Source organism: Terrabacter sp. Soil810, from assembly GCF_001429645.1.
Lineage (GTDB): Bacteria > Actinomycetota > Actinomycetes > Actinomycetales > Dermatophilaceae > Terrabacter.
The window spans coordinates 141,557-167,553 of sequence record NZ_LMSW01000003.1; the positions used below are offsets into that span (position 1 = coordinate 141,557).

Here is a 25,997-nt window from a genome sequence, read left to right on the forward strand (position 1 = left end):
ACGAGCGGCGGATCATGGAGGGGTGACCTGGTGGCGCGGCCGCTCACCTGCGGTCTTCTTCGTCACGTCGGCCATGCTGCTGGCCGGCGGTGGGATCGCCGCCGTGGTCGGGTCCGACGAGGTGGCACGGGCCCTGTGGGTCGCCGCCACCGTGCTCGGGCTCGCACTCTCCCTGGTCTGGACGGTGCGCTCGGTCGCCGAGCGACGCCCCACGGTCGACGTCATCGCCGTCCTGGCGCTGGCGGGCGCGCTCTGGGTGGGTGAGGAGTTCGCGGGCGCCATGGTCACCCTCATGCTCGCGAGCGGTCGCCTGCTCGAGGCCCGTGCTGCGGCGCGCGCGGACCGGGAGCTGCGCCTGCTCGTCGAGCGGACGCCGCGGACAGCCCGGCGGCGCACCGGCGACCGCGTGGACGGCATACCGGTGGAGGAGGTCGTCCCGGGTGACGTGCTCGTCGTCGGCACGGGCGAGGTCGTGCCGGTCGACGCTCGACTGCTCTCGAGTGGCACGTTCGACGAGTCGGCCCTGACGGGCGAGCCGATGCCTGTCGAGCGCCCGAACGGCGACGACGTCCGCAGCGGGGTGGTCGCCGTCGGTCCTCCGGTCGACGTCGTGGCCACGTCGTCGGCCTCGGACTCGACCTACGCCAACGTCGTCCGGCTCGTCGAGCAGGCGCAGGCGACGTCGGCCCCCTTCGTGCGCACGGCCGACCGTTTCGCCGTCCTCTTCGTCCCGCTGACGCTGGCGCTTGCCGGGGCCGCTTGGGCCGTCTCCGGCTCCCCGCTGCGCGCCGTCGCCGTCCTCGTCGTCGCGACCCCGTGCCCGCTCCTGCTCGCCGCCCCGGTGGCGATCATGTCGGGCCTGTCCCGTGCATCGCGCATCGGCGTCGTCGTCAAGGGTGGCGCGGCGCTGGAGGCCCTCGCGGCCGGCGAGGTCGTGCTCTTCGACAAGACGGGCACGCTCACCCACGGCCGGCCGGAGCTGGCATCCGTCGTCGTCGCCCCCGGCGCCCCGCCCGCCCCGGAGGTCCTGCGCCTCGCGGCCTCCCTCGACCAGGTCTCCCCCCACCCGCTCGCGAGCGCCCTCGTCGGGGCCGCCCGCGGCCGCGGGCTCGACCTCGTGCTCCCCACGGACGTCCAGGAGGTGCACGGCTACGGCCTCGAGGGCGTCGTCGGTGGGACACGGGTCCGGCTCGGCAAGGCTCGGTGGATCGTCGGCGACAGCGACCCGGCGTGGCTGCGGCAGGTGCGCCGCCGGGCCGCCCTCGACGGGTGCCTCACGGTCTTCGTCGCCGTCGACGGCACTCCGGCCGGCGCCTTCCTGCTCGAGGACCCGGTGCGCGCGGACGCACCGCGCATGGTGTCGGCCCTTCGCGAGGTGGGGATCCGCCGGACCGTCCTGCTCACCGGCGACCGCGCCGACATCGCCGAGACCGTCGGCCGGATCGTCGGAGTCGACGCCGTCCTCGCCGACCGCGACCCTGCCGACAAGCTGGCCGCCATCCGCGACGAGTCGGCAGCGGCGCGGACCGTCATGGTCGGCGACGGCGTCAACGACGCACCCGCCCTGGCCGCAGCCGGAGTGGGCGTCGCCCTCGCCGCCCGTGGCGCCACCGCGTCGTCCGAGGCCGCCGACGTCGTGCTGACGGTGGACCGGGTCGACGCCGTCGCCGACGCGATCCTCATCGCCCGGCGGTCCCACCGGATCGCGATGGAGGCGGTGGTCGTCGGGATGGGTCTCTCGCTCGTGGCGATGGTCGCGGCCGCGGCCGGCCTCCTTCCGCCGGCAGCGGGTGCCGTGCTCCAGGAGGGCATCGACGTGCTCGCGATCGGCATCGCCCTGCGCGCGCTGCTCCCGAGCCGCCTGCACACCGTGCCGATGTCGGCCGAGGACGTGGCGACGGCCCGCCGTCTGCGCGTCGGGCACGACGCCGCGATCGCGGCCGTCGAGCAGGTCCGCGCCGTCGCCGACGGGCTGCACACGCGTGACTGCGACCTCCGCCCGGCGCGCGCGCTCCTCGACCGCCTGGAGGTCGAGCTGATCCCGCACGAGCGCGCCGACGAGGCGGAGCTCATGCCACTCGTGGCCCGGGCGCTCGGCGGGCCGGCGACGACGACCATGCGTCGGACGCACGCCGAGATCGAGCACCAGGTCTCGCGGCTGCGGCGCCTGCTCGACGAGCTCGAGCCCGGGGCCGTCGCACCTGAGGACGTCACCGAGCTGCGCCGGCTGCTCTACGGCCTCTATGCCGTGTGCCGCCTGCACAACAGCCAGGAGGAGGAGGGTGCCTTCGCGCTCGTCCCCGCGGGTCCGGTCACGACCGCTCCTGCCCGCCGCGGCGGTCGGCACCGTGCGCCGCGCTGATGCCTCGCGAGCACGGTGGGCGTATGCCGTGTGGCTGGGACGCGCGCCCACCCGTCAGCCCGCTCCCCGCCATACTGGTCGTGCCGCGCCGCGCGGCGGCAGGCGTGGAGCGGAGGCTCGGATGACGGCGGGACTGGAGCACACGTGGGTGGCCCACTACGCCGAAGGGGTTCCTGCCGAGATCGACCCACCCGTCTCCTCGCTCGTCGACCTGCTCGCCGACGCCGTGGCGACGTACGCCGACCGACCGGCGCTGGAGTTCTTCGGCGCCGAGCTGACCTACACCGAGCTCGGGCGCCGAGTCGACCTGGCGGCCGAGGGTCTGCGGCGACTCGGGGTCGACGCGGGCGACCGGGTGGCACTCGTGCTGCCGAACTGCCCCGAGCACATCGTCGCGTTCTACGGGGTGCTCCGGCTCGGCGCCGTCGTCGTCGAGCACAACCCGCTCTACACCCCGACGGAGATGGCCCACCAGTTCGCCGACCACGGCGCGACCGTCGCGATCGCCTGGGACCGGATGGCTGCGTCCATCACCTCGCTCCCCGGTGTCACGCACGTCGTCGCCGTCGACATCACGGCGTCCATGCCCTGGACGAAGCGCATCGCCCTGCGACTGCCCGTCGCCCGGGCCCGGGCCCTGCGCGCCCAGCTCACCGGGCCGGCGCCGGGCACCACAGCGTGGTCCGACCTCGTCGGCCACGGCCCCGTCGACCCCTCGACTCCGCTGCCGTCCGTGGGCGACCTCGCCGCGATCCAGTACACGAGCGGCACGACCGGTGTCCCCAAGGGCGCGATGCTCAGTCATCGCAACCTCATGGCCAACGCCGCCCAGGGCCGCGCGTGGGTGCCCGGCCTGACGCCGGGGCAGGAGGTGGTCTACGCCGTGCTGCCGATGTTCCACGCCTACGGCCTCACGCTGTGCCTGACCTTCGCGATGAGCATGGGTGCACGCCTCGTCCTCTTCCCGCGGTTCGACGTCGAGCTCGTGCTCGAAGCAGCGAAGAGACACCCACCGACGTTCCTGCCCGCCGTGCCGCCGATCTACGAGCGCCTCGCGACCGCCGCACGCGAGCGCGGGATCGACCTGACGGCAACGCGGTTCGCGATCTCCGGCGCCATGGCGCTACCGCGGGAGACGCTCGAGCTCTGGGAGGACGTGACGGGCGGCCTGCTCGTCGAGGGCTACGGCCTCACCGAGACGTCGCCCGTGGCGATCGGCAACCCCATCGGCAGCGAGCGTCGGCCGGGCGCGGTCGGCGTTCCCTTCCCGAGCACCGACATCCGCGTCGTCGACCCCGAGGACCCGACCCGGGACCGCGCCCCCGGCGAGCGGGGCGAGCTGCTCATCCGCGGACCGCAGGTCTTCGGCGGCTACTGGGGCAGGCCCGACGAGACCGCCGCCGCCCTGCTCGACGGTGGCTGGTTCCGCACCGGCGACATCGTCGTCGTCGACCCCGAGGGCTTCGTCTCGATCGTCGACCGCATCAAGGAGATCATCATCACCGGCGGCTTCAACGTCATGCCGTCGGAGGTCGAGGCCGTGCTGCGCACCGTGCCGGGCATCACCGACGCCGCGGTCGTCGGCCTGCCCAGGCACGACGGCAGCGAGGACGTCGTGGCGGCGGTGACGACCGAGCCGGGGGTCGAGCTCGACGTCGAGGCCGTCCGGGCCCGCTGCCGGTCGGACCTCGCCGCCTACAAGGTGCCGCGACGTGTCGTCGTCGTCGACGAGCTGCCGCGCTCGCAGATCGGCAAGGTCCTGCGCAAGCAGGTGCGCGACTCCCTCATCGAGAGCTGACGCGCCGCCGCCTCGACGCCGGACGGCATACGAAAAGCCTTCAGGCAGAAGGTGTCTCGAAGACGATCGCCATGGGCGTCTGCTCGGACCCCTGGCCGAGCGGGTTGTCCGCGAACATCGCCTCGTAACGCTCCTTGGGACCCGGCGCGTCCTTGCCGAGGACGTTGCGACCGATGTCGTTGGCGTCCATGACGACCGTGCCACCGAACGTGTCTCGGTAGGCCTCGGGCACCCGCGCACGGATCGCCGCCGAGAGGTGCGCGGCGACGTCGTCGGGATCCTTGGGACCGAGCTTCGCCGACACGTTGGCCGGGTAGACGGAGTACTCGGTGGGGCCGTCGATGGCACGGATGTCGCCGCCGACGAGGTCGTAGAAGAGGCCTCGCCTGCCGAGCACCTTGCCGACCGCACCGCCGGCCGAGGCGAAGAGCACGCGCGGCAGGCCGGCCTCCTCGATGGCGAGCTGCATCGTGAAGGGTGACCCGAGACCGATGCCGGCGGGGGTGCGCGTGACGTAACGGCTCAGCAGCCGCGCCGGGCGACCGACCTTGATGTCCCAGATGAAGTAGGACCGGCCCTGCGTGATGGCGACGATCTTCTCGGAGATGAAGAAGTACCAGCGGCCCCCCGTCGCGGCGGCATGGTCGGGGACCGCCGTGGGCAGGCCTGCGAAGAAGCGCTCGATGTAGCCGAGCGTCCTGGCCTCGAGGTCGTCCTCGCGGGAGTAGAGGTCGGTGCGCAACGGGTAGCGGCGCACGGCCGTGCCGTCGGCGGTCACGAGGTCGAGCTGCTTGCGGGCGTTCGGCTCGTAGTCGGTCTTGACGTGCGGGGTCTGCCCGGCGTGCTCGGGCTCGCGCTCGTCGAAGAACTCCTGGAGCCACAGCTCGAGGTTGAGCATGCGCCAGACCGTCATCGAGTCGATCGAGTTCGTGCCCTTGATCCAGCCCTCGAAGGCGTGCAGCACGGCCGTCTGGTCGAAGTAGGGCCGGTTGGCGAACGACTCGGAGAGGAACTCTCCGTAGATGTGGTTCTTGAGGCGCATGAACCACTCGCCCTGCGGGGTCGTCGCGCCGACCTTGTCGCGGCGGTCGACGACGGAGGCGGGCAGCAGCCCACGCATCGCGTCACGGAGCACCCGCTTGCCGACGCCGTCCTTGACGAGGGCGTCGTCGCTCAGACCGAAGACGAAGCGCACGAGGTCACGGTCGACGAACGGCATGCGCACGGCGACGCCGAAGCGGCGGGCGTTCTTGTCGGTGTAGCGAAGACGCGCCGGCAGCGAGCCGGCGAAGACGTCGTCTGCGAGTCGGGCCCGGAGGTCGGCCCGCTCGACGTCGTAGCCCTCGGAGGCGTGGGTGCGCGCGAAGTCGGCGTCGAGCAGCGACGTCACCGGCACGTCCTTGCGACCGTGCAGCCGGTCGCCGATGAGCGGTCGCCCACGTCGGTAGAGCACGTCGATCGAGTGGCCGAGCTCGGTCGCGGCGCTCGCCACACTGTGGCTGCGCAGCCCGCGAAGGTGGATGAGGTGGTGTGGGCCGAAGCCCGCCAGCGTCTCGTCGCCGCCATGACCGTCGAGCACGACCGTGTCGCGCTGAGCCGCGTCCCGCAGCACGCGGTACTGCGTGTAGGCGCCGGTCGAGACGAGCGGCTCCTCCTGGGTGCGCACGAGGTCGCGCAGGTCCTTCTTGAACTCCGTCGGTGTCGGCTCGATGCGGTGCTCCTGCACGCGGTCGCCGAGGACAGCCACAACGGCGTCGATGTGTGCGCGCTCGTCGTTGCGCGAGCCCGGGTAGATCGCGGACCACGTGTCCTGCGCCTCATGGGCCGACCGACCCGGCTCGTGCTCGACGACGTCGAGGAGTGCCGCGATGGCAGCCGAGTCGAGCCCGCCGGACAGGGAGGTGCCGACGCGCCCCGACGAGGTCGCGCGACGGCGTACGGCCGCGGTCAGGAGCGTGCGGAACTCGTCGGCGACCGCCGGGGAGTAGGCCCGGGGCGAGCGCGAGAGGGCCGTCAGCTCCTCCCGCAGCCTCGTATAGGGACGTCGCTCGAGATCGCCCGGCACGTCGGCGCCGAGAGTCACGACCTCGCCTGCGCCGACGCGCTCGATGCCGGCGAAGAAGGTCGACCGGCCGTCGTCGTGCACGCGGAAGCGTAGGTAGCGGTAGATGGTCCGGTCGTCCGGCTGCCGCTCGTGCAGGCCGCTGTCGAGGATGCCGCCGATCTCGCTCGCGACGAGCCAGCCCTCACCGGCCCGTGCCACGTAGAGGGGGCGCACGCCGAAGTGGTCGCGCGCGAGCGTCATCCGCCGCGTGTCGCGGTCCCAGACCGCGAGGGCGAACGCACCGTCGAGCCGGTCGAGGCCGTCGGTGCCCCATTCGGTGAAGGCGGCCAGGACGACCTCGGCGTCGCTGCCAACCCCGAAGTCGTGGCCGAGGGTCTCCAGGTCGGCGCGCAGCTCGGCGCGGTTGTAGAGCTCGCCGTCGAGGGCGAGCGTGAACCGCCCACCGCGGGCCACGGCGAGCCGGGCGACTCCGTCGGTCTCGGAGTCCCCGACGGCCCGGAGCGGACGCGCCTGCCGGACCCCGAGGCCTGCGTCACCGTCCCGTGCGGTCGCCGCGGCGCCCGAGCCCGGGTGCGTGGCAAGCAGTCGGTCGAGCAGGGCCTCGTCGGCGTGGACACCAAGGTGTCCGGCGATTCCGCACATGAGTTCCACCCTAGTTGGACCCGCGGGGAGACCCGACCCCGCTCCGGTCGGCGGACCCCACCCCGACCCACCTGACCAACCGTCGCCGCCGGTGAACCGATCGACGGCCGACCGTCGTCCTCGCAAGGGGGTTCTCTCTCCCGTCCACCCAGCCAGGAGTCCGACATGCACGCGATCTCTCGTACCGCAGCCTTCCTCGCCGGTGCCGTCATCGGCGTCTCAGCCCTTGCCGCCACCTCGAGCGCCTCGGCCGACGCCGGCGGCGTCCCGCGCAGCGACATCCTCCGGGCCCCGCTCCAGGGCAGCCAGCTCACCGACCCGCCGCTCTTCGGGCTCGTCCGGGGTGGCGCACCATGGGTCATCTCGGAGGGCACGGCCCGCCTGCGCGCCGACGGCGACCTCTCGGTGGACGTCGAGGGACTCATCATCCCGACCCGGGGTGACAACCCGCTCGCGACCCTGTCGGCCACCGTCGTGTGCAACGGCAAGGACCTGCGCATGACGGATCCAGTGCCCTTCAGCAGCGCGGGTGACGCCGTCATCGAGACCCATGTGACCCTCCCGACACGGTGCCTGGCCCCCGCCGTCCTGCTCAACCCGCTGAGCAACGGCGGGACGTACATCGCTGCCACCGGCCGCTGACCGTCGAGAGGCCACTACGGCCCGCCCCACTTCAGTCGAAAGGTCACCCCTCGCGGCGAGACGTGACCTTTCGACGGTGCCGAGGCGGCCAGACGTGGCCCCTCGACGGTTGAGCGTGGGTCAGGCGGTCACTCCCACTCGATGGTGCCCGGCGGCTTGCTCGTGACGTCGAGGACGACGCGGTTGACCTCTTCGACCTCGTTGGTGATGCGGGTCGAGATCGTCGCGAGCACGTCGTAGGGCACCCGGGCCCAGTCGGCGGTCATGGCGTCCTCGGACGCGACGGGCCGCAGCACGACGGGGTGACCGTAGGTGCGGCCGTCGCCCTGGACACCGACCGAGCGGACGTCGGCGAGCAGCACCACGGGGCACTGCCAGATGTCGCGGTCGAGGGCCGCCCTCGTCAGCTCCTCGCGGGCGATCGCGTCGGCGCGACGCAGGATCGCGAGGCGCTCGGCGTCGACGGCACCGATGATGCGGATGCCGAGGCCGGGACCCGGGAACGGCTGGCGCCACACGATGACCTCGGGCACGCCGAGCTCGAGACCGACCTGGCGCACCTCGTCCTTGAAGAGGGTGCGCAGCGGCTCGATGAGGGAGAACTGGAGGTCGTCGGGCAGGCCACCGACGTTGTGGTGGCTCTTGATGTTGGCCGCGCCCTCGCCGCCGCCGGACTCGACGACGTCGGGGTAGAGCGTGCCCTGCACGAGCCACTTGACGGGGTGCTCCTCGTCGCCGCGGTCGTGGACGACGTCACGGGCCGCCTGCTCGAAGACGCGGATGAACTGCTCGCCGATGATCTTGCGCTTGGACTCGGGGTCGGTGACGCCGGCGAGCGCGTCGAGGAAGCGCTCGCGTGCGTCGACGACGACGAGGTCGACACCGGTGGCCTGCACGAAGTCCTGCTCGACCTGCTCGGCCTCACCCTCGCGGAGCAGTCCGTGGTCGACGAACACACAGGTCAGCTGGTCGCCGACCGCCTTCTGCACCAAGGCGGCTGCAACGGACGAGTCGACGCCGCCGGAGAGGGCGCAGAGGACGCGGTCCTCGCCCACCTGCTCGCGGATCGTCGTCACGAGGTCGTCGACGACGTGCCCGGGGGTCCAGTCCGGCGTGATGCCCGCGCCCTTCCAGAGGAAGTTCTCGAGGACGCGCTGGCCCTGCTCGGAGTGGAGCACCTCGGGGTGCCACTGGACGCCGTACAGGCGTCGGTCGTCGTCCTCGAAGGCCGCGACCGGCGTGCCGGCCGTCGTGGCCGTGACGGCGAAGCCCTCAGGCGCTGCGCTGACGGAGTCGCCGTGCGACATCCAGACGGTCTGGCTGGGAGGCTGGCCGTCGAAGAGGGTCGACGCGACGTCGCTGATGGCGGCGTCGGTCTTGCCGTACTCGCGGGCGCCGGTGCGGGCGACGGTGCCACCGAGGGCCTGCGCCATCGACTGGAAGCCGTAGCACATGCCGAAGACGGGGACGCCCGCCTCGAGCAGCGCCGGGTCGAGCCGCGGGGCGCCGTCCTCGTAGACGGAGCTGGGCCCACCGGACAGGATGATCGCGGCCGGCTCCTTGGCGAGCAAGTCGGCCACGGCCATCGAGTGGGGCACGACCTCGCTGTAGACCTGCGCCTCACGCACCCGCCGGGCGATCAGCTGGGCGTACTGGGCGCCGAAGTCGACGACGAGGACGGGGTGGCTCTGCAGGTCGGTCGGCTGCGCGTCGGTCACGCGCCAAGCCTAACGGCCCTGCGAGGGCCCCTCCGACGCCGTCCCGTCGCCGGCGACGTAGGCGCGGGAGAGCAGCGCCTCCGTCTGGACGGTGTTGCGCCGCTCGGCGATCCACGGGAGGACGGGCACGAAGCCGGCCAGGAGGTTCTTGACGATCCGCACCGGACCCCATGCGGCCTTGAGGCCCAGGTTGGCGACGGACACGGCATACGCGAAGTAGATGAGCCCGTGGATCGGGCTCCAGTACTCCGTGAGGACGTTGGTCTGCTTGAAGACGTACTTCATGACCATCTCGAGGATGAGCACGAACAGGGCGATGCCCGCGACGGTCGCGAGGACGCGGTAGATCGCCAGCGCCGACCGGATCTGCTGCGGCTTGGCCAGGGTCTGGGGGTACGTGCTCACGTCGTGGCGCCTTCTCTCGGTGCAGCGACGGGCTCGTCCGCCTGCTGCTCTGCTCGGAACATCTTCCACCACATCCAGATCGCGAAGATCCCGAAGACCCACCACTGGACGGCGTACGCCGCGTTGCGCAGGTTGAGCGGGGCGTCGAGCGGGGGTGGTGGCACACGGGTGAGGCCGGCGGCGGCGAGCGGGGTGCCGTCGGCGGGCCCTGCGGACTCGGCCGAGGCCAGGACGACGACGTTGTAGAGGTCACCGGGCCACTCGTTGACGAGGGAGGCGAGGTCGACCGAGCGCACCTGCGGCGCGGCCAGCGGGGCACCGTCGCGGGGCGACTCCCCCGGCCCGAGGGTGCCCGTCACCGTGACCACGCCGGTCGGCGGCGCCGGGACGGCCGCCGGCGTGCCGTCGACGAAGCCGCGCAGCACCGGCACCGTGCCACCCTCGGTCTCGAGCGGTGTCACGACCCAGGAGCCCACCCGACCGTCGAGCCGACGGTCGACGACGAGCAGGCTGCGCCCGGCGGCATACGTCCCCGTGACGGTGACGGCCCGGTTGGAGTAGTCGCCCTTGAAGTCGCTGTGCGGCGCGGTCACCTGCTGGAGCGGCGCGCGCTCGAGTGTCGACGCAGCGGCCACGGCGTCCTTGCGGCCCGAGTCGCGCGCCACGCCCAGCTGCCACATCCCGAGCAGGACGCAGGCGGCGACGACCACGGCGAGGGCGGCGAGCAGGCCGACCCAGCGAGGGGTGAGCAGGCGCCGGAACACGACCCAAGGGTAGGTCACCGTCCCGGCACCGACCTGACCCGGGGCGGCCATCCGTGCCAGACTCCTGCGCCATGTCCACGTTGCGCCGACACCGAGCACGTATGCCGGGTCGCATCGTCGTCGTCCTGGCCTCCCTCGCCGTGTCGTCCCTCCTCGCCTCGTGCGGCGCGATGGACATCCCGCCGCCCCGCCGCACCGTGACGGTCACGGTCGACGCGCCGAGCACGGCGCCGGCCGAGACGCCCGAGCCCACGCAGACCGAGGTCCCGACCAGTGCGCCGACGGCCACCCCGGTGCCGACGGCCTTGGCCGCCGGCCGGCTGCGCGGCGCCCCGAGGTCGTTCGCGGAGGCCCAGGGGCGCATCGACGCCGCCCCACCGGCGGCATCGGTGACCGACCGCTTCCGGAGCCCGAGCGGCAACATCGTGTGCCGGCGGAGCACCGACGCAGGAACGGCCGCGTGCGAGGTCGCGAAGGGGCGCGTCGACCCGCCCCTGCCGTCGATCTGCCCGGCCGGCGGCCCCCAGGACATCGGTCGCATCGAGCTCGGCCCGGGCGGAGCCCTGCCCGTCTGCAACTCCGACACGATCCGCACCGGCGGCGAGCCGGAGCTCGGCTACGGCAAGCGCACGCAGCCCTCGGGCACCACGGCGTGCCTGAGCGAGAGCTTCGGCGTGACGTGCATCGACACGGCGAGCCGCCACGGCTTCTTCCTCGCGCGGGACACCTTCGTCACCTTCTGACCCCAGAGGGCTCAACCGGGCGCAGATGCGGACAAACGCAGGCCGACCCGACGAAGCGGGAGAACCGTCAGATCTCGAATTGGTAACGACGATGGATCGAAACGGCCACAACCCTCCCCGGCAGTCTTGACTGCGAAAGTCGCGCTTCGGGGGCGAAGCGGAAGATCAGCGGCGGGCACGACATCCCACAGGAAACTCACACTTCAGGGACGGTCCTCGTGAGGCAATCACAGCACACCGGGCGTCGCAGGCTCATCGGCCTGCTCGCCACGGGAGCTCTCGTCACCGGCGCCATCGCGGCGTCTCCGGTGCAGGCAGCTCCCAACGTCGGCACGACCAAGGCCGGCGACGCGGCATCGGGCAAGGCCCGCAACGACAACCTGCGCCCGCCCCAGGCGGTGAAGCAGGACGCGATGCGCCAGAAGGCGCTCGAGAAGCGGCTCAAGGGCGACCCGAGCGCCCAGGGCAAGGTCGCCAAGGTGGGCAAGGGACAGTACGTCCAGCTCGAGCGCGAGGGAACCGACAAGATCTTCGTCGTCATCGTCGAGTTCGGCGACCAGCAGTACCCCGGGGGAACGGGTTCGTACCCGCCCGGCACGTTCACCGGCCCCCCGAAGGACGGCAGCGCCACCGACGTGACCGGTCCGCGCCACAACGAGATCCCCGCGCCCAACCGCGCCGTCGACAACTCGACCCTCTGGCAGACCGACTACAACCGTGCCCACTACCAGGACATGTACTTCAACCGGATGGCGAAGTACTACGAGACGCAGTCCTCGGGCCGCTACTCGGTCGAGGGCGACGTCACCGAGTGGGTCAAGGTCCCGTTCAACGAGGCGCTCTACGGCCGCAACTACTGCGGCAGCATCGTCTGCAACACGTCGACGGCACTCGTGCGTGACGCCCTCGCGGTCTGGGTCAAGAGCCAGCTCGACGCCGGCAAGAAGATGCCCGAGATCCAGGCGTACCTCAAGACGTTCGACCAGCAGGACCGCTACGACATCGACGGCGACGGCAACTTCAACGAGCCCGACGGCGTCATCGACCACTTCCAGATCGTCCACGCAGGTGGCGACGAGGCGTCGGGCGACCCCAACCAGGGCACCGACGCCATCTGGAGCCACCGCTCCTTCGCCGCCGTCCAGGGCGGCGGCCCTCTCGGGGCCGGCGTCAACGTCGGCAGCAACAAGGGCCTCGTCTCGAGCGCCCTCGTGCCCGACAACCCCACGGGAATCTGGGTCGGCGACTACACCATGCAGCCCGAGAACGGCGGCCTCGGCGTCTTCGCGCACGAGTTCGGCCACGACCTCGGCCTGCCCGACCTCTACGACACCTCCGGCAACACCGGTGGCGCCGAGAACAACACCGCCTTCTGGACCCTCATGAGCTCCGGTGCCAACATCGGCGACGGCGGCCCCGACGGCATCGGCGACGACCCGACCGACCTGGGCGCCTACGAGCTCTTCCAGCTCGGCTGGCTCCAGCCGCAGGGCAAGCAGGGGCCGTTCTACGACGTCGCGTACGCCGGCAAGCGCTCCTCGCACACCATCGGCTCCAACGTGCCGGCGACGAAGCAGGCCCAGGCCCTCTTCACCGTCCTGCCGGACAAGATGGTCCCGCTCGAGCTCGGCGACCCCTACGAGGGCACGAAGATGTACTACAGCGGCGCCGCCGACGACCTCGACACGACGATGACGAAGTCGGTGACCCTGCCGGCCGGCACGGTCGGACTCGCGGCCAAGGCGCGCTACAACATCGAGGAGGACTGGGACTACACGTACCTCCGCGTCTCGGCCGACAACGGCGCCACGTGGACCAACGTCGCGACGAGCCTGTCGCGGACGACCGACCCGAACGGCAACAACCTCGGGCAGGGCATCACCGGCGTCAAGGCGTCGTGGACGGACCTCACGGCCGACCTCACGCCCTGGGCCGGCAAGACGGTGCAGCTGCAGTTCCGCTACAAGGCGGACGGCGCGCAGGTCGGGCAGCCCGGTGTGGACACCCCGCCGCCGGGCTTCCAGGTCGACGCGATCGCCGTCACGGGTCAGCCCCTCGACGGCGCCGAGTCCGACGCCGGCTGGACGTTCAGCCCGGCTGACGGCAGCGGCTTCCGGGCCACAGCCGGCTCGGTCGAGCGGGCCTTCTTCAACGCGTACATCGCCGAGAACCGTCAGTACGACGGCTACGACACCTCGCTGAAGACGGCCTACAACTTCGGGTTCCCGACGAAGCCGGACATGGTCGAGAGCTACCCGTACCAGAACGGGCTGCTCATCAACTACTGGGACGGCTCGCAGAACGACAACAACGTCGGCGAGCACCCGGGGTCCGGTCTCGTCCTCCCGGTCGACGCGCACCCGGAGTTCACCCACTGGGCGGACAACACGCTGATGCGCAACCGGATCCTGTCCTACGACTCGACCTTCGGACTCGAGAAGACCGACGCGATCACGCTGCACAACCCCGCCACCGGCGTCGCCGGTACGGTTGCCTCGAAGCCGGCCCAGCCGGTCTTCGACGACACGAAGACGTGGTGGGTGAACGCCGACCAGCACGGTGCGACCGGTGCCCACCCGGGCCGTTACCAGCCCGGCTGGTACGGCGTCGACGTGCCGAAGACCGGCACGACGATCCGCGTCGTGGGCTCGTCGAAGCAGGGCAGCTCGCTCAACGTCCTCGTCGCCCCGAAGTGACCGGACGGCACGACACGCACCACACGCACGACACGTACGACACGTACGACGCAGCGCCTTCCGGAGCCGTCCGGCACCGGCGCTGACGAGGAGGGCCCCGCCGACCCGTGGTCGGCGGGGCCCTTCGCTGCACCTAGGATTGGGGCACGACCTGAACCCGATGTGACCGAGCCCGTACACCCGACGACCGAGGGGCCGCCGTGGCGCAACTGTTGCTCCTGCACCTGCTCGCCGCCGCCCTCGCGCCGTGGCTGGCGAAGGTCCTGCGCACGAAGGTCTTCCCGGTCCTGGCCGTCGCTCCGGCCGTCTCGTTCGGCTGGCTCCTCTCCGTCTCGGACGACGTTCGCGCCGGGAACCTTCCGACACAACGGATCTCGTGGGTACCCGGTCTCGGCATCGACCTCGACTTCCGCGTCACGACACTCTCGTGGGTGCTCGGTCTGCTCGTCACCGGCGTCGGCGCGCTCGTCCTGCTCTACTGCACGTGGTACTTCACCGACAGCGACCCGACGCTGTGGCGCTTCACGTCGGTGTTCACGGCGTTCGCCGGCGCCATGCTCGGCCTCGTCCTGACCGACAACCTCCTCGTCCTCTACGTCTTCTGGGAGCTGACGACGGTCTTCTCCTACCTGCTCATCGGGCACAACCCGGCGAGCTCGACGAACCGCCGCGCGGCGATGCAGGCGCTCATCGTCACGACGTTCGGTGGCCTGGCGATGCTCGTCGGCATCATCACCCTCGGGGTCCACCACACGTACTCCATCTCCGCGCTGCTCGCCGATCCGCCACCGCTCGACACCCTGACCGTGGTCGCGGTCGTGCTGCTGCTCGTCGGCGCCCTGTCGAAGTCGGCGCTCGTGCCCTTCCACTTCTGGCTGCCGGGTGCCATGGCCGCCCCGACGCCGGTCAGCGCCTACCTCCATGCGGCCGCGATGGTGAAGGCCGGCATCTACCTCGTCGCACTGCTCGCCCCGGCGTTCGCGGGCGCTCCGGCCTGGTACGCCCTGACGGTGGGCCTCGGACTCCTCACGATGCTCGTGGGCGGGTGGCGCGCCCTGCGCCAGCACGACATCAAGCTGCTCCTCGCGTACGGCACCGTCAGCCAGCTCGGCTTCATCGTCGCCATCGCCGGCCTCGGGACCAAGGCGTCGGCGCTCTCGGCGCTGGCCCTCGTCATCGCGCACGCGCTCTTCAAGTCGACGCTCTTCCTCACCGTCGGCGTCGTCGACAAGTGCACCGGCACCCGCGACCTGCGCGAGCTGTCCGGCGTCGGTCGACGCCTGCTCCCGGTCGCGGTGCCGGCGACCCTCGCCGGTCTCTCGATGGCCGGGATCGTGCCGCTCGCGGGGTTCGTGTCCAAGGAGAGCGCCCTCGAGTCGCTGTGGGAGGACGTCCAGACCTCGGCGCCCCTGCCCGCGCCGTGGAGCTGGCTCGCGATCACGGCAGTCGTGGCCGGCTCGGCCCTCACGGTCGCCTACACGGCGCGCTTCCTCTGGGGCGCCTTCGCCACCAAGCCCGGCGTCGCCCCCACGCCGGTCAAGGCAGCCCACCCCGGCTTCGTGCTCGCCCCGCTGCTGCTGGGCGTGGCCTGCCTGCTCGTCGGCCTGCTGTCGCCGCTCGAGTCCCCGTGGCTGCTGCCGTACGCCGAGACCTTCCCCCTCGGTGGCGAGCCGCAGACCCTGGCCCTCTGGCACGGGGTCACCGTGCCGCTGGTGCTGTCGCTCGTGTCGGTCGCCGTCGGGCTCGTCCTCTTCGTCCAGCGTGACCTCGTCGCCCGCGTCCAGTCCGGGGTGCCGTCGCTCGTCGACGGCGAGCGCGGGTTCGCCCGCACGCTGCGGTGGGTCGACCGCGGGGCGGTCGAGACGACTGCCGTCACGCAGCGCGGCTCGCTCCCGATCTACCTCGCGGGCATCCTCATCGTCTTCGTCGCCCTCCCGGGCCTCGCCGCCGTCACGCGCGGCACGATCCCGGAGGTGCGGCTCTGGGACAACCCCGGGCAGGCGGTCGTGGGCGTCGTCGTCGTCGCGGCGGCGGTCCTCGTGCTCGTCACCCGACGCCGGCTCACGGCAGTCATGCTCGTCGGCGCGACGGGCTACGGCGTCTCGCTGCTCTTCATCCTGCACGGCGCGCCCGACCTCGCGATCACCCAGATGCTCGTCGAGACGGTGTCGCTCGTCGTCTTCGTCCTCGCGCTGCGTCGGCTGCCGACGAAGTTCACCCGTCACCCGCACTCGCCGTCGCGCACCTGGCGCCTCGTCCTCGGCGTCGCCGTCGGTGCGTCCGTCGGGGCCATCGCCCTCGTCGCCTCGGGCGGCCGCACGGCCGAGCCGGTGTCGGCCGGGTTCCCCACGGAGGCCTACGCCTTCGGCCACGGCAAGAACATCGTCAACGTCACGCTCGTCGACATCCGCGCCTGGGACACCCTCGGTGAGGTGTCGGTGCTCGTGGCCGCAGCCACGGGCATCGCGAGCCTCATCTTCGTCCGCACCCGCAACACCCGGCTCTCGCGCGCGACCTCGAAGTCGCTGCCGTCGAGCAGTCCCGGCCGTGGCACCTGGCTGCACGGTGGCCGGACGATGCGCAAGGAGAAGCGCTCGGTCATCTTCGAGGTCGTGACGCGGCTCGTGTTCCACATCATGCTCGCCGCCTCGCTCTTCCTCCTCTTCGCCGGTCACAACCAACCCGGCGGCGGCTTCGCCGGCGGGCTCGTCGCCGGTCTCGCGCTGGTCGTGCGCTACCTCGCCGGTGGCCGCTACGAGCTCGACGAGGCGGCGCCCTTCGACGCGGGCCTCCTCGTCGGCCTCGGCCTCCTCGTCGCCGTCGGCTCGGCGCTCGCACCGCTCGCCTTCGGGGGGACGATCCTCGAGACGACGGCCATCGACTTCACCCTGCCGCCGTGGGGCGAGGTGCACCTCGTGACGTCGCTCGTCTTCGACATCGGCGTCTACCTCATCGTCGTCGGCATGATGCTCGACATCGTCCGCAGCCTCGGCACCGGCATCGACCGGCAGATCGCCGAGGAGGAGGCCGACGCCTCCGACGCGGCCGGCGAGCCGGAGGTGGCCCGCCCATGACGGCCACGGCCCCCACCCTCATCGAGTCGACGCTGCAGCCGAACATCACCCTCGTGCTGGTCACCGTGGGCCTGGTCGCCGCCGGCACCGCCCTGGCCCTCGACCGCAGCCTCGTGCGCGTCCTGCTCGGCATGGTGCTCATCGGCAACGGCATCGCGGTGCTCTACCTCGTCATCAGCGGCCGCGCCGGACGCGCCCCGTTCGTCGGTGAGGACCCGGCAGCGATCAGCGACCCACTCCCCCAGGCCATGGTGCTCACTGCCATCGTCATCTCGCTCGCGACCATCGGCTTCCTGCTCGCCCTGTCCTACCGGCTCTGGCAGATCTCCGGCACCGACGACGTCCCCGACGACACCGAGGACGCGCACATCCAGCGCCTCGCCCTCGAGGACCAGACGTCCTCGACGTACGACCCGTCCGAGGAGTCGACGACGACGTCCGACGAGCTCGCGGCAGACGACGGGAGCCCACGACGCCCATGAGCCCGACCGACTTCCCGGTGCCCGACCTCGTGCCGATGCCGGTGCTGCTCCCGCTCCTCGGGGCGGCTCTGACACTCGCCTTCCGCCGGTCGCCCCGTCTGCAGCGCGGCGTCAGCATCGCCGTGCTCGCCGCGGTGGTCGCCGTCGCGGGCGTCCTCGTCTGGCAGACGGACGTCAACGGTCCTCAGGTGCTGTGGCTCGGGGCCTGGCAGGAGCCCCTCGGCATCTCCCTCGTCGCCGACCGCCTCAGCGCCCTCATGCTGCTCGTGTCCGGCATCGTCACGCTGCTCGTCCTGGTCTTCGCGATCGGCCAGGGCCAGGCCGACAGCGACGACGAGACCGAGAGCGAGACGCCGCTCACGATCTTCCACCCGACCTACCTCGTGCTGTCGGCCGGCGTCGCCAACGCCTTCCTCGCCGGCGACCTCTTCAACCTCTTCGTCGGTTTCGAGATCCTCCTCTTCAGCTCCTACGTCCTCATCACGCTCGGCGGGTCGGCTGCACGCATCCATGCCGGCACGACGTACGTCGTCGTCAGCCTGCTCAGCTCGGCGCTCTTCCTCGTCGCCATCGCCGCCGCGTATGCCGCCACGGGCACCGTCAACCTCGCCCAGCTGGCGATCCGGATCGGGGACCTCGCGCCCGGAGTCGCGCTCGTCCTGCAGCTCTCGCTGCTCACCGCCTTCGCGATCAAGGCCGCCGTCTTCCCGATGTCGGCGTGGCTGCCCGACAGCTACCCGACCGCCCCGGCGCCGGTGACGGCGGTCTTCGCCGGACTGCTGACGAAGGTCGGGGTCTACGCGATCATCCGCACCCAGACGCTGCTCTTCCCCGACTCGCCCCTGCAGGGCCTGCTCATGTGGGCCGCCCTGCTGACGATGGTGATCGGCATCCTCGGCGCCGTCTCGCAGTCCGGCCTCAAGAGGATCCTGTCGTTCACGCTCGTCAGCCACATCGGCTACATGATCTTCGGCATCGCGCTCGCCACGCCCGAGGGCACCGCCGGCGCCATCTTCTACGTCGCCCACCACATCACGATCCAGACCGCGCTCTTCCTCATCACCGGCCTCGTCGAACGCCTCGCGGGCACGACGTCGCTCGACCGGCTCGGTGGGCTCGCCGTCGCCTCCCCCGTGCTCGCGACCCTCTTCTTCGTCTCGGCGATGAACCTCTCGGGCATCCCGCCGCTCTCGGGCTTCCTCGCCAAGGTCGGGCTGCTCGACGCCGGCATCGAGCTCGGCACCCCGCTGGCGTGGCTGCTCGTCGTCGGCGGCATCGTGACGAGCCTGCTCACGCTCTATGCCCTGACCAAGGTGTGGAGCCAGGCCTTCTGGCGCACCCTGGCCGACGCCCCACGCTCGACCGGGTCGGCAGACGCACCCCGTGACCACACCCGCGACGGCGAACCGGACACCGACCCCGCCACCGAGTCGGCCGGCGCCCTGCTGCTCGACACGCGCCCCCGGGCGCTGCCCCGCACGATGCTCGGCGCCACGGCCGCGATGACGCTCGTCGGGCTGCTCATCACCGTCGTCGCCGGACCGCTCTTCGCCTACACCCAGCGTGCGGCCACCGACCTCATGAGCCGCGACCCCTACGTCACGAGCGTCCTGCCCGTGGAGGTGCGCCGATGACCGACCTCCGCATGGCGACCGCCCCGCGCGGACCCGAGACACCCCGACGTCGGCGCCGGGTGCTCCAGCCCCGCGCCGTCGCGACGATCGCCCTCGCGTGGGTGCTGCTCTGGGACCGCCTGTCATGGGGCAACGTCGTCAACGGCGTCCTCGTCGGGCTCCTCGTCACCTACGCCTTCCCGCTGCCGTCGATCGAGTTCCACGGGCGTCTGCGACCGCACCGCGTGCTGCTCCTCATCGGCCAGTTCCTCGTCGACCTCGTCGGCGCGTCGTGGCAGGTCATGCGGCTCGCCTTCGGCCGGCGCAGCCCGCGCAACGCCGTCATCGAGGTGCAGCTGCGCTCGCGCTCCGACTTCTACCTCACCCTGACCGCCGAGCTCGTGGCGCTCCTGCCCGGATCGGTCGTCATCGACGCGCGGCGCTCTACGTCGGTCCTCTACCTGCACCTGCTCGACGTCGAGCGCGAGGGCGCCATCGAGGCGCAGCGTGCCCACGTCCTCGCCGTCGAGCGGCGCGTCGTGCGCGCCCTCGGTTCGCGCCAGGAGATCGCCGCCCTCGAGACCGACGGGCCGTGGCCCACGGCTTCGGGTGACACCGGCGACGCCCCCGATGCCCCCGACGCCTCCGACGCCCCCGACGCCCCCGACGCCCCCGAACACCCGGAGCCGACCGATCCCACCGACGGGAAGGACCGCCCGTGACCATCGTCCTCGGCATCTCGCTCGCCATGCTCGGCGCCGCGGCGGCGCTCGTCCTCGTCCGTCTGTTCCGCGGCCCGAGCAACCTCGACCGCATCGTCGCCGCCGAGATCCTCCTCGTCGTCGTCATCGCCGGGGTCGCGCTCGAGTCGGCGCGCCAGCGCACGACGACCTACCTCCCCCTGCTCATGATCCTCGGGCTCGTGGGCTTCGTCGGCGGAGTGGCCGTCACCCGCTTCCTCTCCCGGGACTCCGACGAGCCGGACGAGCCGGAGGGCGTCGTGCGCGAGCACCCCGAGCCGCGAGAGGAGCGTGAGCAGTCATGACGTGGTCATCGGTGCTCGATGTCGCCGGGGCCGTGTGCCTCCTGCTCGGGTCGTTCCTCTGCCTCGCCGGCGCCGTCGGCCTGATCCGCTTCCCCGACACGCTGTCGCGGCTGCACGCGGCCACGAAGCCGCAGACCCTCGGGCTCATCCTCATCCTGACCGGTCTCGCCCTGACCCTGCGCACGTGGGCCGCCGTCACGACCCTCGTCCTGCTCGCGGCGACCCAGTTCTTCACCTCGCCCGTCTCGGCGCACCTCGTCGGGCGTGCGGCCTACCGCAACCGCTGCGTCGACACCGACACCCTCGAGGTCGACGAGCTCTCCGACGCGCTCGACCGCTCCGGCTGGGACCCGACGCGCTGACGCCGGCCCAGCGGCATACGCCCTCGGTTTGACCTCAAGCCTGCTTGAGTTCCTACGGTCGGGCGGTGAGCCCGACGGAAAATGGCATGAGGCACACCCTCGCCGAACGTAAAATGAACCAAGTGATCTCGCTGCCCCATGCCGACCCAGGCACTCCAGACCTGACCAGCCCGACGGCATACCTCCGGTGGGTCGGCAAGGGCCAGTGGCGCACCCTCGTGGTCGCCATCGCCTTCGGCATCGTGTGGCTCGTCAGCCAGGCCCTCTTCCCCGCCGCGATGGGCAAGGCCATCGACGATGGCATCATCGGCGGCGACGCCGGGTCGCTCGTCCTCTGGTGCGGCATCCTCTTGGGCCTCGTGACCATCAGCGCCCTGTCTGGTGCCATGCGGCACAAGTACGCCGTGGCCAACTGGATGCAGGGCGCCTTCCGCTCGGCCCAGCTCATCGGCCACAAGGCCGCGGACACCGGTGAGGCCCTGACGCGCTCAGTCCCGACCGGCGACGTGGTCGCGACCGTCAGCTCCGACGCGATGCGCATCGGCGGGCTCTACGACGTGTCAGCGCGATTCGCCGGTGCGGTCGTGTCCTACGTCGTCGTCGCGCTCATCCTCCTCGGCGCCTCGACGCCGCTCGGCCTCGTCGTGCTCATCGGGGTGCCGGTGCTCGTCGCGTGCCTCACCTTTATCGTCCGCCCGCTCCAGGCCCGCCAGCTCGCCCAGCGCGAGGAGTCCGGCAAGCTCATCGGGCTCGGCGCCGACACCGTCGCCGGCCTGCGCGTGCTGCGCGGCATCGGCGGCGAGCACACGTTCCTGCGCAGGTATGCCGTCCAGTCGCAGTCCGTGCGCCAGGTGGGCAACCGGGTGGCCGGCTACCAGGCGGCCCTCGACGCGGCCCAGGTGCTCCTCCCGGGCCTCTTCGTCCTCGTCGTCGTGTGGCTGGGCGCGCGCTTCGCCATCGACGGCGAGATCACGGCGGGCCAGCTCGTCGCGTTCTACGGCTACACGGCCTTCCTCGTCATCCCCCTGCGCACGGCGACGGAGATGGTCGACCGGGCCACGCGGGCCCACATCGGCGCCCGCAAGCTGACGAAGATCCTGCGTGTCGAGCCCGACGACGTCGAGACGCCGGACGCCCAGCCGCTGCCGAGCGGACCCGCCCGCCTCTACGACCCCCGCAGTGGCGTCACCATCGAGCCGGGCCGGTTCACCGTCGTGGTGTCGGCACGTCCTGAGGAGTCCGCGGCCCTCGCCGACCGGCTCGGCCGCTTCGGCGCCGCCGAGACCGACGTGCGGCTCGACGGCACGCGCCTGGCCGACGCCTCCCTGGCCGAGGTGCGGCGGCGCGTCGTCGTCTCGGAGACCGACCCGCGCCTCTTCACCGGCACGCTGCGCGACGAGCTCGACCCGTGGGGCGACCACGACGACGCCTCCATCCTCGATGCCCTCTCCGTCGCGAGCGGCGACGACGTGCTCGAGGCCCTGCCGGGTGGCCTCGACAACGAGGTCGAGGAGCGCGGCCGCGCCTTCTCCGGCGGCCAGCGCCAGCGCCTCGCGCTGACCCGCGCGCTGCTGACCGGCGCCGACACCCTCGTGCTCGTCGAGCCGACGAGCGCCGTCGACGCCCACACCGAGGCCCGCATCGCCGGGCGCCTCACCGCGGCTCGGGCCGGCCGCACGACGGTCGTCATGTCCGCGAGCCCGCTCATCCTCGACCAGGCCGACCACGTCGTCTTCCTGCGCGGGGGCACGGTCGCCGCGACCGGCACCCACAGTCGGCTCATGGCCGACGAACCCGACTACCGACGCACCGTCGTCCGAGGAGAGGAGGACTGATGTCGCTGACACCAGCGCCGACCACGCGCACCCTTCCCGTGGCCGACATGGTCTCGGTCAAGGACCACACCCGTGGGCTGCTCCGCCGGCACCGGGGCAGCCTGCTCATGGTCATCGGCCTGCACGCCGTCGCCGCCTGCGCGGCGCTCGTGGCCCCCCGCGTCATCGGCCTGCTCGTCGACGAGATCAGCCACGGGCGGTCGCTCGACGTCGTCAACCGGCTCGCGCTGTGGATCGCGGGTGCCGTGGTCGTGCAGACGGTCGTCACGTGGTTCGCCCGCCGGGCCTCGTTCGTCATGGGCGAGACGATCTTCGCCGAGCTGCGCGAGCAGTTCATGGGTCGGGTCGTCGAGCTTCCCCTGTCGACCGTCGAGCGCGCCGGCACCGGCGACCTCGTCTCGCGGACGACGAACGACGTCGAGGCCCTCTCGCACGTCATCCGCTTCGGCATCCCGTCGATCTTCGTCGGCGCCGTCACGACGGCGATCACCGTCGTCGCCGCCTTCCTCACCGGCTGGCAGGTGGCGCTGGCGATCGTCGTCGGCGTGCCGATCCTCGTGATCTCCACGCGGCGCTACCTGCGGTACGCGCCCGACGGCTACCTGCGCGAGCGGGCGACGTACGCCGTCCTCAACGGCGTCGTCACCGAGTCGGCCGACGGTGCCCGGACCGTCGACGCCCTCGGCCTGCGGGGCCGCCGCCGACGCCGAATGGACGACGCCCTGCACGACTGCTACGACGCCGAGCTCTACACGCTGAAGCTGCGCATGCGGTGGTTCCCGTCCGTCGAGTTCGCCTTCTTCGCGCCTGTCGCGGTGACCCTGCTCTGGGGCGGCTTCCTCATCTCCAAGGACGTCGCGACGGCCGGGACGGTCACGGCCGTGGCGCTCTACGTCCAGCAGATGGCCGGTCCGCTCGACGAGCTCATCTCGTGGCTCGACGAGATCCAGGTCGGTGCGACGTCGCTCGCCCGCGTCATCGGGATCGCCGACGTCCCGGCCGACCGCGCCGCGACCGGCGAGGTGCCCGAGGACGACCACCTCGAGGTCGAGGACGTCCACTACTCCTACCGCGCGGGCCGCGACGTGCTGCGCGGCGTCTCGCTCGACCTCCGACCCGGTGAGCGGCTCGCCATCGTCGGGCCGTCCGGCGCCGGCAAGTCGACGCTCGGGCGGCTCATGGCCGGCATCGACGGTCCCCGCGAGGGACGCGTCGACGTCGGCGGCGTTCGCCTCGTCGACCTCGAGCTCGCCCAGCTGCGCGGTCAGGTCGCCCTCGTGACGCAGGAGCACCACGTCTTCGTCGGGTCGCTCGAGGACAACCTGCGCCTCGCCCGGCCGGAGGCCTCGCGCGAGCAGCTGCTCGACGCACTGGCCGCCGTCGACGCGCGCGGCTGGGCGCTCGAGCTGCCCGAGGGTCTCGACACCGTCGTCGGCTCGGGTGGGCACCGCCTCACCGAGCCGCAGGCCCAGCAGCTCGCCCTGGCGCGGCTCGTCCTCGCCGACCCGCACACGCTGGTGCTCGACGAGGCGACCTCGCTGCTCGACCCGCGCGCGGCCCGGCACCTCGAGCGCTCGCTCGCCGCGGTCGTCGAGGGGCGCACGGTCGTCGCCATCGCGCACCGCCTCATGACGGCGCACGACGCCGACCGCGTCTGCGTCGTCGAGGACGGTCGGATCAGCGAGATCGGCTCGCACGAGGAGCTGCTTGAGGCCGACGGCGCGTATGCCGCACTGTGGCGCTCGTGGCGCGACGAGCCCCAGCCCGCCCGCTGACCGCCGCCCCGGCTCCAGCCGGGACACCTGTGACGACGGGGCCACTCGACCCACCGGCCGAGTGGCTCCGTCGTCACGCCGCTCGACACGGTTTCCGAGGATCTCGGCTAATTAATGACAGATGCCGTAACCCCCTTGTGGCTGGGTCGTTGTCAGCGCGGTGCCGGGCTGTTTCTCGACCGGTTGCTAGCCCGCACCGCCGGGTGGGGCCGTCTCTGAGGGGTGACGGCCTCACCCTCCCTCATCTCCGACGCCCTGCGGGGCTCCACGCGCGCCCTCAGGCGTCGACGAGGCGGTAGGCCTCGCCCTGTGCGGGGCGCCGGTCGGCCTCACCGCGCGCCGGCCACAGGGACACGGCCCGCTCGGCCTGGGCCGTGATCGTCAGGCTCGGGTTGACCCCGAGGTTCGCCGAGACGGCCGACCCGTCGAGCACGTGCAGGCCGGGATAGCCCCACACCCGCTGGTACGGGTCGACGACCCCGCGCTCCGGCGAGTCGGAGATGACCGCGCCGCCGAGGAAGTGCGCCGTCATCGGGATGTCGAGGACCTCGCCGACCGACGACCCGGGCCAGGCCCGCTCCCCCGTCGTGCGCTCGAGGCGGGCCGCCATCGCACGCACCGCCTCGTTGCCCTCGGGGATGTAGGTCGGGTTGGGCTCGCCGTGGCCCTGCGTCGACGTCAGGTGCCACCCGAGGAGGCCACGCCGACGCCGCACCTTGATCGAGTTGTCGCTGCTCTGCATGACGAGCGCGATGACGGTGCGCTCGCTCCAGCGCCGGGTCGACAGGGACCGGGCGAAGACCCCTGGATGCCGCGTGACGGTCCCGGCGAACCGCACCCAGCGGGGTACGCGTCCACCACCGTCGACCTGCATCACCGCGAGCGCTCCCATGAGGTTGGAACCCTTGCCGTAGCGGCAGTTCTCGACGTGCGTCGTGTCGTTGACGTGGAAGCTCGACGTGATCGCGACCCCACGTGTCAGGTCGACACCCTCGGGCACACGGGCGGTCATCGCCCCACCCAGGGCCTCGGAGTTCGTGCGGGTCAGCTCGCCGAGCGCCTCGGACAGGCGCGGCAACCCCCGCCCCTCCGGCTCGGCCTTCATCGCCTGGAGCAGCTGGGCCGTGCCCCACGCCCCTGCAGCCACGACGACCTGACCGGCCGTCACGGTGTGCTCGCCGGCCCGCCGCCGACCCCACGAGCCGCTGCGGACGGTCGTGACGGCATACCCCTGGTCCGGCGCAGCCGGGTCGAGCGGCCGCACACGAGTCACCGTGCGCAGCGGCTCGATGGTGACCCCGCGCCGCTCGGCGAGCGCGAGGTAGTTCTTGACGAGGGTGTTCTTGGCGCCGACGCGGCAGCCGACCATGCAGTTGCCGCACTCGGTGCACCCGGTGCGAGACGGTCCCTTTCCGCCGAAGTACGGATCGGGGACCCGCTTGCCGGGCTCGCCGAAGAAGACCCCGACCGGCGTCTTGCGGAAGGTGTCGCCGACGCCGAGGTCGGTGGCCGTGTCACGCATCAGCTGCTCGACCGGGCCGTCGCACGGGTTGACGGTCACTCCGAGCATGCGCTGCGCGGTCGCGTAGTGCGGCGCGAGCTCGGCCTGCCAGTCGGTGATGTGACCCCACTGGCGGTCGCGGAAGAACGGCGTCGGCGGCACGTAGAGCGTGTTGGCGTAGTTGAGCGACCCACCACCGACGCCGGCGCCCGCGAGGACGAGGCAGTCGGGCAGCCGGTGGATGCGTTGGACGCCGAAGAGCCCGAGCTTCGGCGCCCAGAGGTAGCGGCGCACGTCCCAGCTCGTGCGGGCGAAGTCGTCGTCCTCGAAGCGGCGGCCCGCCTCGTAGACGTGGACGCGGTAGCCCTTCTCGGCGAGGCGCAGCGCGGCGACGGAGCCGCCGAAGCCGGACCCGATGACGACGACGTCGTGGTCGAACTCCATGCCCTCACCCTAGGCAGCGGACGAGCCCGAG

At 72.0% G+C, this 25,997-nt stretch carries 18 protein-coding genes; 13 read left to right on the forward strand and 5 right to left on the reverse strand.

Annotated features, from left to right (window positions below; all coding sequences use genetic code 11):
- Positions 1-22: 22 nt before the first annotated feature.
- Both ASG96_RS04670 and ASG96_RS04675 read left to right on the forward strand, forming a co-directional pair.
- The gene (locus tag ASG96_RS04670) at positions 23-2,362 is read left to right on the forward strand and encodes a heavy metal translocating P-type ATPase (protein ID WP_056760788.1); all 2,340 of its coding nucleotides are present in this window, start codon (positions 23-25) and stop codon (positions 2,360-2,362) included.
- A gap of 121 nt (positions 2,363-2,483) precedes the next feature.
- Positions 2,484-4,160, forward strand: a complete 1,677-nt coding sequence (locus ASG96_RS04675; protein ID WP_057586944.1) for a long-chain-fatty-acid--CoA ligase — start codon at positions 2,484-2,486, stop codon at positions 4,158-4,160.
- A 40-nt stretch (positions 4,161-4,200) separates the two neighbouring features.
- Here the strand turns inward: ASG96_RS04675 and ASG96_RS04680 are convergent, their stop codons facing one another.
- Complete coding sequence (locus tag ASG96_RS04680) at positions 4,201-6,867, reverse strand: asparagine synthase-related protein (RefSeq protein WP_057586947.1); 2,667 nt, start codon at positions 6,865-6,867, stop codon at positions 4,201-4,203.
- Positions 6,868-7,032: 165 nt separating this feature from the next.
- Here ASG96_RS04680 and ASG96_RS04685 point away from each other — a divergent pair, with 165 nt between their 5' ends.
- Entirely contained in the window at positions 7,033-7,509 is a 477-nt protein-coding gene (locus tag ASG96_RS04685; protein WP_056760779.1) for a hypothetical protein, read from the forward strand.
- Positions 7,510-7,637: 128 nt separating this feature from the next.
- Here ASG96_RS04685 and guaA read toward each other — a convergent pair whose 3' ends face one another.
- Genes guaA through ASG96_RS04700 form a run of 3 tightly spaced genes read right to left on the reverse strand, consistent with a single transcriptional unit; the run spans position 7,638 to position 10,396 of the window.
- Entirely contained in the window at positions 7,638-9,227 is a 1,590-nt protein-coding gene (gene guaA / locus ASG96_RS04690; RefSeq protein ID WP_057586948.1) for a glutamine-hydrolyzing GMP synthase, read from the reverse strand.
- A gap of 9 nt (positions 9,228-9,236) precedes the next feature.
- The gene (locus tag ASG96_RS04695; protein ID WP_056760771.1) at positions 9,237-9,632 is read right to left on the reverse strand and encodes a DUF3817 domain-containing protein; all 396 of its coding nucleotides are present in this window, start codon (positions 9,630-9,632) and stop codon (positions 9,237-9,239) included.
- Complete coding sequence (locus ASG96_RS04700; RefSeq protein ID WP_235506846.1) at positions 9,629-10,396, reverse strand: SURF1 family protein; 768 nt, start codon at positions 10,394-10,396, stop codon at positions 9,629-9,631. The genes ASG96_RS04695 and ASG96_RS04700 overlap by 4 nt, the downstream gene beginning before the upstream one ends.
- A 71-nt stretch (positions 10,397-10,467) precedes the next feature.
- Here ASG96_RS04700 and ASG96_RS04705 point away from each other — a divergent pair, with 71 nt between their 5' ends.
- The 10 genes from ASG96_RS04705 (at position 10,468) to ASG96_RS04750 (ending at position 24,021) form a co-directional block, all read left to right on the forward strand.
- Positions 10,468-11,139, forward strand: a complete 672-nt coding sequence (locus ASG96_RS04705; protein WP_235509066.1) for a hypothetical protein — start codon at positions 10,468-10,470, stop codon at positions 11,137-11,139.
- A 218-nt stretch (positions 11,140-11,357) separates the two neighbouring features.
- Entirely contained in the window at positions 11,358-13,835 is a 2,478-nt protein-coding gene (locus tag ASG96_RS04710) for an immune inhibitor A domain-containing protein (protein WP_057586952.1), read from the forward strand.
- A gap of 200 nt (positions 13,836-14,035) precedes the next feature.
- Entirely contained in the window at positions 14,036-16,909 is a 2,874-nt protein-coding gene (locus ASG96_RS04715; protein WP_057586954.1) for a Na+/H+ antiporter subunit A, read from the forward strand.
- Entirely contained in the window at positions 16,906-17,391 is a 486-nt protein-coding gene (locus ASG96_RS04720) for a Na(+)/H(+) antiporter subunit C (protein WP_057586958.1), read from the forward strand. The genes ASG96_RS04715 and ASG96_RS04720 overlap by 4 nt, the downstream gene beginning before the upstream one ends.
- The gene (locus ASG96_RS04725; RefSeq protein ID WP_057586960.1) at positions 17,388-19,025 is read left to right on the forward strand and encodes a Na+/H+ antiporter subunit D; all 1,638 of its coding nucleotides are present in this window, start codon (positions 17,388-17,390) and stop codon (positions 19,023-19,025) included. Before ASG96_RS04720 ends, ASG96_RS04725 begins: the two co-directional genes overlap by 4 nt.
- A complete protein-coding gene (locus ASG96_RS04730) occupies positions 19,022-19,726 on the forward strand; it encodes a Na+/H+ antiporter subunit E (RefSeq protein WP_082591629.1) in 705 nt (234 codons plus the stop codon). The genes ASG96_RS04725 and ASG96_RS04730 overlap by 4 nt, the downstream gene beginning before the upstream one ends.
- Complete coding sequence (locus tag ASG96_RS04735) at positions 19,723-20,049, forward strand: monovalent cation/H+ antiporter complex subunit F (RefSeq protein WP_057586962.1); 327 nt, start codon at positions 19,723-19,725, stop codon at positions 20,047-20,049. The genes ASG96_RS04730 and ASG96_RS04735 overlap by 4 nt, the downstream gene beginning before the upstream one ends.
- On the forward strand, positions 20,046-20,411 hold the full coding sequence (gene mnhG, locus ASG96_RS04740) for a monovalent cation/H(+) antiporter subunit G (RefSeq protein WP_056760750.1): 366 nt from the start codon (positions 20,046-20,048) through the stop codon (positions 20,409-20,411). Before ASG96_RS04735 ends, mnhG begins: the two co-directional genes overlap by 4 nt.
- A 113-nt stretch (positions 20,412-20,524) precedes the next feature.
- Positions 20,525-22,246 (forward strand): ABC transporter ATP-binding protein, encoded by a 1,722-nt coding sequence (locus tag ASG96_RS04745; RefSeq protein ID WP_057586964.1) that lies wholly within the window; start codon positions 20,525-20,527, stop codon positions 22,244-22,246.
- On the forward strand, positions 22,246-24,021 hold the full coding sequence (locus ASG96_RS04750) for an ABC transporter ATP-binding protein (protein ID WP_056760743.1): 1,776 nt from the start codon (positions 22,246-22,248) through the stop codon (positions 24,019-24,021). Before ASG96_RS04745 ends, ASG96_RS04750 begins: the two co-directional genes overlap by 1 nt.
- Positions 24,022-24,298: 277 nt before the next feature.
- Here the strand turns inward: ASG96_RS04750 and ASG96_RS04755 are convergent, their stop codons facing one another.
- The gene (locus tag ASG96_RS04755) at positions 24,299-25,966 is read right to left on the reverse strand and encodes a GMC oxidoreductase (protein ID WP_057586966.1); all 1,668 of its coding nucleotides are present in this window, start codon (positions 25,964-25,966) and stop codon (positions 24,299-24,301) included.
- Positions 25,967-25,997: the final 31 nt, after the last annotated feature.